This window comes from Actinophytocola sediminis, from assembly GCF_054779715.1.
The window spans coordinates 1-6,238 of the sequence record NZ_BAAGXS010000160.1; the positions used below are offsets into that span (position 1 = coordinate 1).

At 66.7% G+C, this 6,238-nt stretch carries 10 protein-coding genes; 2 read left to right on the forward strand and 8 right to left on the reverse strand.

What is annotated here, in order from left to right:
* Positions 1-245: 245 nt before the first annotated feature.
* From ACYVIP_RS45130 to ACYVIP_RS45165, 8 genes are all read right to left on the reverse strand, one after another.
* Positions 246-1,670 (reverse strand): DUF3987 domain-containing protein, encoded by a 1,425-nt coding sequence (locus ACYVIP_RS45130; RefSeq protein ID WP_460407459.1) that lies wholly within the window; start codon positions 1,668-1,670, stop codon positions 246-248.
* Positions 1,671-1,722: 52 nt separating this feature from the next.
* Positions 1,723-2,100 carry a hypothetical protein gene (locus ACYVIP_RS45135; protein ID WP_460407460.1) on the reverse strand — a complete coding sequence of 126 codons (378 nt, stop codon included), beginning with the start codon at positions 2,098-2,100 and terminating at the stop codon, positions 1,723-1,725.
* Between the two features lie 190 nt (positions 2,101-2,290).
* Entirely contained in the window at positions 2,291-2,650 is a 360-nt protein-coding gene (locus tag ACYVIP_RS45140) for a hypothetical protein (protein ID WP_460407462.1), read from the reverse strand.
* Between the two features lie 50 nt (positions 2,651-2,700).
* The gene (locus ACYVIP_RS45145) at positions 2,701-3,270 is read right to left on the reverse strand and encodes a hypothetical protein (protein ID WP_460407464.1); all 570 of its coding nucleotides are present in this window, start codon (positions 3,268-3,270) and stop codon (positions 2,701-2,703) included.
* The gene (locus tag ACYVIP_RS45150) at positions 3,267-3,470 is read right to left on the reverse strand and encodes a hypothetical protein (RefSeq protein WP_460407466.1); all 204 of its coding nucleotides are present in this window, start codon (positions 3,468-3,470) and stop codon (positions 3,267-3,269) included. The genes ACYVIP_RS45145 and ACYVIP_RS45150 overlap by 4 nt, the downstream gene beginning before the upstream one ends.
* On the reverse strand, positions 3,467-3,724 hold the full coding sequence (locus tag ACYVIP_RS45155) for a hypothetical protein (protein WP_460407468.1): 258 nt from the start codon (positions 3,722-3,724) through the stop codon (positions 3,467-3,469). Before ACYVIP_RS45155 ends, ACYVIP_RS45150 begins: the two co-directional genes overlap by 4 nt.
* Positions 3,724-4,260 (reverse strand): hypothetical protein, encoded by a 537-nt coding sequence (locus ACYVIP_RS45160; protein WP_460407469.1) that lies wholly within the window; start codon positions 4,258-4,260, stop codon positions 3,724-3,726. The genes ACYVIP_RS45155 and ACYVIP_RS45160 overlap by 1 nt, the downstream gene beginning before the upstream one ends.
* Before the next feature lies 1 nt (position 4,261).
* Positions 4,262-4,495: a helix-turn-helix domain-containing protein gene (locus tag ACYVIP_RS45165; protein ID WP_460407470.1), complete on the reverse strand. Its 234-nt coding sequence runs from the start codon at positions 4,493-4,495 to the stop codon at positions 4,262-4,264.
* Between the two features lie 252 nt (positions 4,496-4,747).
* Here ACYVIP_RS45165 and ACYVIP_RS45170 point away from each other — a divergent pair, with 252 nt between their 5' ends.
* Both ACYVIP_RS45170 and ACYVIP_RS45175 read left to right on the forward strand, forming a co-directional pair.
* On the forward strand, positions 4,748-5,611 hold the full coding sequence (locus ACYVIP_RS45170; protein ID WP_460407471.1) for a GntR family transcriptional regulator: 864 nt from the start codon (positions 4,748-4,750) through the stop codon (positions 5,609-5,611).
* Between the two features lie 267 nt (positions 5,612-5,878).
* Complete coding sequence (locus tag ACYVIP_RS45175; RefSeq protein ID WP_460407472.1) at positions 5,879-6,139, forward strand: GntR family transcriptional regulator; 261 nt, start codon at positions 5,879-5,881, stop codon at positions 6,137-6,139.
* Positions 6,140-6,238: the final 99 nt, after the last annotated feature.

The window sequence follows — 6,238 nt, forward strand, 5'->3', positions numbered from 1 at the left end:
GTCACATGGTGTGGAGTGACAGAGTGACACCTGTGACAGGTGCGACCGGTAGTGGGTGTCACAGGTCCGCGCTCCCCGGCGTGCTGGTTACTTGGTGTGGTGGGTGGGTGTGGGGGTGGTACGCGGTTAACGCGGTTACGCGGTAAGTCGTTGACCTGCGGTTTTGTGGTTGTGGTGGGTGATTAACCGCGTTCGGTACGCGGTTAATGGGTGGTGGTGTGGGGGTGTTTGTGCTGGTCATGGCGTTACCGCGTAACCGCGTTAACCGCGTTGGGGTTGGCGGTGTAGACCTCTGCGGGTTTCCCTCGTCCCCCGGCGGGTGCACGCTTAGTGACCGTGATCCGGCCAGCGGCGGTGAGTTCGTCGAGCAGTGCGGAGACTTCGGCGGCGCTCTTGTTCCGGCCGTAGAAGTCTGACCGGACCTGCTCCCGTGTCCGTCCCTGGTCCCCGGCGTCGGTGAGCCAGGCCGCGAGCGCGACCAGGTGGCCCGCTGGTCGCAGGACAGCGGCGGCGCTGGCGAGGCTGTAGCGGATGAGTGCGGCGGCGGCGGCCAGGTGGCCGGGTTGGATGAGGTGGGATCCGTCCAGTGCGGCGTAGAGCGCGGCGACCCTGAGGCAGTGGGGTGCGGCGCGGCTGGTGAACTCGGTGAGGCGTTCGGCGGCCGGCCCGGTTCCGGTGGTGGTGGCGAACTCCAGGTAAAGGGCTGCCCACAGGTGTTCGGTGCCGGGCGCGAACTGGACGGCCGTCACGTCCCCGGCTTGGTCGAGTCGGTGGGCCAGCGCGGTGCCGAGTTCGGTCAGGAGTTCTGGGGTTGGTGTGGTGGGTAGGTGGAGGAACTTGGACTGGGCGACCGCGATCGGGAGGAACCGGTTGTAGGTGCCGCCGGCCATGTCTGATGTGGACACTTTGGCTTTGAACTCGCCGGGGGTGATGTGGGCGAGGATGCCGACGTGACCGCGCCTGGCTACGCGGGCGTCGACGTTCAGGGTGGACAGGTTCCCTCCCTCCCACGCCGCGCGCAGCGTCGCCGAGAGGGTGTTGCCCTCCCGTTTCATGCGGGCCATGACCGATGCCCACTCCGGTTCGTAGGCCAGTAGCCGCAGGTCCCCGTCCGGCAGCAACCGAGCAGGCCGGGACCTGCGGGCACTCCCACCGGTGTCGTTGTCGGTGTCGTCGGTGGCGAACACGGTCGCGAGACCCTCCCCACTGGACAGTCCCGAGTGGATGTTGCAGGCAACGAACTCGGTGTCAGCGGCGGTGAGCACGGTTTTCGTCGCACCCCAGGCGGTGCCTTTCTTGCCTGATCCGGTGTGGCCGATCAGCAACGGCCACACCACCAGTGGGTGCCGTTCCATCCCCAACGGCAGGTGCGCGTCCGGACCGATGTGGACACCGGCCGCCGCGAGCAACGAGGCGAGCACACCCACCGGGTCGGCCTCGGTGTACGGGTCGATCGCGGTGGCGAGGGTTCCCAGGTAGCAGTCGAACACGGCCGGGTCGACCGGCGGCAGCCACGCACGAGCCTGCTCGGTTTGCGCGGCCATCCGCGCCACCAGATCACCCGGCACCGGCACCCCGTTGTTGTCGGTCCCCGGATCGGTGGCGACGGTGTCGGTGGTGACGGGGTAGAGCCGCCGTCCGGTCACCGGGCTGTTCACGGGACCGTTCATGGGTTCGTTGGTGGTGGTGTTCGCGTGGCTCACAGCGCTTCTCCCGATCGAGCTAGTTGGACAGAGCCGCGACCACACGGCCGGCGCACCGCCGCGCAGCTGCAAACCGCGCACCAGCTCCGCCGGTGCTCGGCGCGGTGACCGACACCAGCGCCACCAGTTCCGCCACCCGGAAACGCGGATCGGCAACCAGGCCGGCCACGTAGCCGGCCAGGTGCACCGGTCCCATCCGGCGCCACTCGCGCGGCGTGAACGGCGACACGTACAACACCGTCGCCACCGTCTCGACATCGAGCACCAGTCGATCCGGCGTGCGCTCCCGCAGCAGCGCACGCAACCGTTCCGGCGACGCCACCGACACCGGCGTACGGGTCGGGTTGCTGCGGGGATCGGGGCCAGGGTCGGGGGTGTTCGTGAACGCGGCAGACATCGGTGACAACTCCAGGAATCGAGGTCGATCGACCTTGGTCGATTGGGGGTTTCTTGGGTGGTTGGGAACCCCCGACCCGGCAGGGGTTCTTGGCGGGATTCACCGCCGGGTCGGGGGTGTTCTTGACGGGGGTCGATCGACCCGGTGACCTGCACGAGTCGAGGTCGATCGCGGCTCGATCGACCGAGGGTCAGACGGCCGGGGCGCGTCGGTTCGGCGGGTGTGGTTGGTCGGTGTGGTCGACCCCAGTACAGGCCCGGGCAGGGCCGAGGTTCTCGGCTTCTGCGGGGACCGACACGCTGCTGTTCGCCGGACCGGTGGCCGACAGGTCGCGCTCGTTCCGGGCGCGCTGGTGTGCGGTCCGGATCTCGTGGACCGTCCACCCTGTGGCGGTCAGGCCGGCTACCAGCCACGCCCAGGGCGTGAGCGTGACCGCGATCAGCGCGGGCCCGGTGACGGCGGTGATCTCGAACAGGTGCCAGCCCACCCAGGACGCCACCCGCACGGCCTGGTCGGGTAGGTCCACCGGCACACCATCCCGACTGGTCACCGCTGTCGCGTCCCCCGGCCCGGGAACTGGCGCTGTTGTGTGGTCGGTGGTCATGACGCAGCCCCCGACCGGCGCCAGCGGGTCGGCCGGTGGTCACGGCGTCGGTCCCCAGAGCAGGCGTCGCCTGGCCGGGGTGTCACCAACTGGTGGGCCACCACCCCGGCCACCGACGCCGTCGCCAGCACCAACCCGGCCGCCACGCTCCCGTCCGGGATCGTGGCACCGTGCAGGAAGTTCAGACCGGCCACCACCGCAGCGAACGTCCACGTCCCGACCCGCAGCGCCCACACCGGACGATCCCCCTCGTCCCGGGCGTTGCGGTGCCGAACCAGGTGCACCGCGACCGCGAACACCCACATACCCAACACGGTGAACACCGGCAAGGCGTAGCCCCCGGCCGTGCCGTACACCTCGTGCCCGAACGCGGCCATCGCCGGCACCGCCATCACCGCCGACACCGCAGCAAGCGGGAAGATCAGCAGATCCACCATGTGCGCGCCGCACCACCCGAGCAAGCGCGCACGACGAGCCAGCCGCCGAGTCTCGGCACTCACGGACTCGGTATCCGCGGTCTCGGTGTTCGTGATGTTGTCCACGGTGTTCCTTGAGTACTCGTTCATCGAGTTCCCTCCCCGTCAACAGATCCCGGCCCAGCCGTCGTCACCGCCAGGTCCACCCGCGTCATCGCGCCGGTCAACACCGCCGCGAGCAACAGCACCGGCAGGCGGATCAGGTGCAGCAGCACGAACACCAGCAACGCCAGCACGAACCGCAACAGGACCCAGGTCCCGAACCTGGCCAACACATCGGTGGCACTCACCGCGACACCCCCCGCCCCGGCTGGTCGGGTGGTGCGCACTCCGCGCATCCCGCGCATGCGGTGGCGCGCTTTGCCATGAACGTCGAGTACTTGTCCGCGCACCGAACCGAGCAGGCAAACACCCGCGTCCCGGTCGTGGACCGGCCGGCCGGCACCTTGACCACCCTGTCGCGGCGGGCCGGGTGGTCGAAGTCCAGGCCACACCACACACAGGCCCGGCCGGCCGCCTGCCTCTCGTTGAGAATCGAGCGCATCACGCGACCTGACCGGGCCGGTTGTCGATGTGCGGCCGGGACAGGCCAGCGGTCACCAACGCCTCAACCACCGCACGGCAGCGCTCGAACCGAGCAACATCGGGCCACACCGTCTCGTGCCGGTCACGCATCGGGCGGATCATGGGCTCACCGGCCAGCACCGCGTCGGTGGCCGTCGCCGTCAGCATGACCTCCGCATCCCCGGCCCGGTCGTAACCACACAGCACGGCATCGGCCACACCGGCCAGGTCGTCGGCCGACACCTCCCGGCCGGACAGACCCACAGCGGCCAGGATCTGGTCCGGCGGCGCGTCCATGCGGATCGTGACCCAACCGAGCCGACCAGCGGTGAACTCCGCCAGCCGAGCCGGGTCGAGTCCGCCCGGCAGCCACACCGACACCACGGTCCGGGTCGACGACACACGCCGCGCACACCACTCCACCACCGGACCGGCCCCGACCCGCACGCTCTCGGCGCGCGGCAACGGAACGGACACGTCCACCCCACCGGCCACGGTCATCGTCGCTGTCGCCATCTCAGGCCACCTCCCCCGACTCATCGGCCGACAGACCGGCCACGTCGGTCTCGTCCAGCGCGCACTCCAGCTCGAACAGGGCGACAGCCGACGCGGGCACCCGCACCGACCCGCCGATCCGGATCGCGGTGAGCTGACCAGCCTCGATGGCCCGGTAGATCGTGGACGGCGACACATCGAACATCTCCGCCACCGCCTTGACCCGGTAGTACCGGGGCGTACCCTTGACCTGCATCTTTGCTCCCAAGCTCTGATGTACCGCCCCGGCCGGTGTTCCAGCACCGGTCGGGGCTCTTGCGTGCCCTGCGCCGCTTGCGGTGCTTGCGACACCTGCGAAGCTAACAGTTGTTAGGATGACAGGTCAACTGTTAGTCACTCGTCTGGTCTAACGAAAGCGTGCTGACCAGGGCATATCGAGCAACGATGGCTGTTAGCTTCCTGATAGCCTGACCAGGTCAACTGTTTGCGCGGAGGTAGGAGGCAGCGCGTGGCCAAGCCGCCACGGATCACTCGGTCCGAGTCAGCTCATCAGCAGATTGCCCGTCACCTGCGGAACGACATCGCGGCAGGGGAGCTGCGGCACGGACAACCATTGCCGTCAACCCGTGAACTCGCGGACGAGTGGGACGTCAGCGTGTTCACGATTAACGAGGCAATGAAGGTCCTGTCGGAAGAAGGTCTGGTCATCAGCAAACCGAGAGTTGGTCGTGTCGTGCACGCTCCCGATGTCGCGGAAAAAGAGCGCCAGCGCGTAATGCGGTCACAGTTGCTGCTAATCGGCGGATATGCAGGCAGCGGCAAGACCGCCCTTGGGCGCATTATCGCAAGGGAGACCGGTTGGCCGATCCTCGATAAAGACACGCTTACGCGCCCAGTTGTGGAGGCGGGCCTAGAGTGCATGGGCCTCTCGCCGAATGATCGTGAGTCTGAAGGCTATCTGATGACTATGCGGCCGCGTGAATACGAGGCGCTCTACGCTGCATGGATAGAAAACGTTGAGTGTGGCAACAGCGCTATCGTTACAGCACCGTTTATACGCGAGTTCAACGATTCCGCCTGGTTGAATCGGGTCGAAGCGACATGTGTAGACCTCAATGTGGACGTGACTATCGTCTGGGTCTATTGCGACGCAGAGAGTATGTTTACTTATGTGCGCCATCGTGGGGCGGCTCGTGATGCGGCAAAACTCGCCGACTGGACAGCATATCTGTCGAGTATTGATACACAATTTCGACCGCTCGTGAATCACCATCTTATCGACAACAGTGGATCGGGTACACCTCTTCAGATTCAGGCTCGCAAGCTGCTATCTATTCTTCATGTCAATCGACGCGAGAACGAAGGGCGATGAAAGCCCTCGGCCGTGCGGGACTTTCTTACCTCGAATGATGCGATGGAGGCACCCTGTTCTCCAGCGTGGGCTTCTGGCAGGACGGCACGTCGCCGAGCTGCTTGACGTACACAATCACCGCCGGCTTCCCGCACGCACAGCGCTCCCCAAGACGTGGTTCACGCATGGCAACCATGCAGGTCAGCATAGGACATCTATGGACAGGTATAGCTGTCGAGAGACAGCTCACGTTGTTTCAGCAGGTCAGAGCGTGTCTACAGTGCACACATGTCCTGGCCGTCCCGCGTGGACCTCATCGAGCACGGCTCTGCGGTGCCGCTCTGGCGACAGGTGGCCGATGACATAGCCACGCAGATCGAGTCAGGCGAACTACCGCCAGGTGCTCGACTGCCCGCAGAGCTGGAACTGGCCGAGATCTACGGCGTGGCCCGAGGAACAGTTCGTCGGGCGGTGTTGGAGTTACGGAAGGACAACGGCGTGTTGGTCGTGTCTCGCGGACTCGGGACGTTCGTGGCACGGGAGCGATGAACACCGGCCGGCCGAAGTACCCCGCGCTGGCCAGTGACACCCCCCACTTACCGGTCTCCGCTGTCACAGGTGTCACTCTGTCACTCCACACCATGTGAC

Excerpts from the sequence above, each read along its gene's own strand:
- ACYVIP_RS45130 (WP_460407459.1), bottom strand. The coding sequence starts at position 1,670 with ATGAACGGTCCCGTGAACAGCCCGGTGACCGGACGGCGGCTCTACCCC.
- ACYVIP_RS45135 (WP_460407460.1), bottom strand. The coding sequence starts at position 2,100 with ATGTCTGCCGCGTTCACGAACACCCCCGACCCTGGCCCCGATCCCCGC.
- ACYVIP_RS45145 (WP_460407464.1), bottom strand. The coding sequence starts at position 3,270 with ATGAACGAGTACTCAAGGAACACCGTGGACAACATCACGAACACCGAG.
- ACYVIP_RS45155 (WP_460407468.1), bottom strand. The coding sequence starts at position 3,724 with ATGCGCTCGATTCTCAACGAGAGGCAGGCGGCCGGCCGGGCCTGTGTG.
- ACYVIP_RS45160 (WP_460407469.1), bottom strand. The coding sequence starts at position 4,260 with ATGGCGACAGCGACGATGACCGTGGCCGGTGGGGTGGACGTGTCCGTT.
- ACYVIP_RS45165 (WP_460407470.1), bottom strand. The coding sequence starts at position 4,495 with ATGCAGGTCAAGGGTACGCCCCGGTACTACCGGGTCAAGGCGGTGGCG.
- ACYVIP_RS45175 (WP_460407472.1), top strand. The coding sequence starts at position 5,879 with ATGTCCTGGCCGTCCCGCGTGGACCTCATCGAGCACGGCTCTGCGGTG.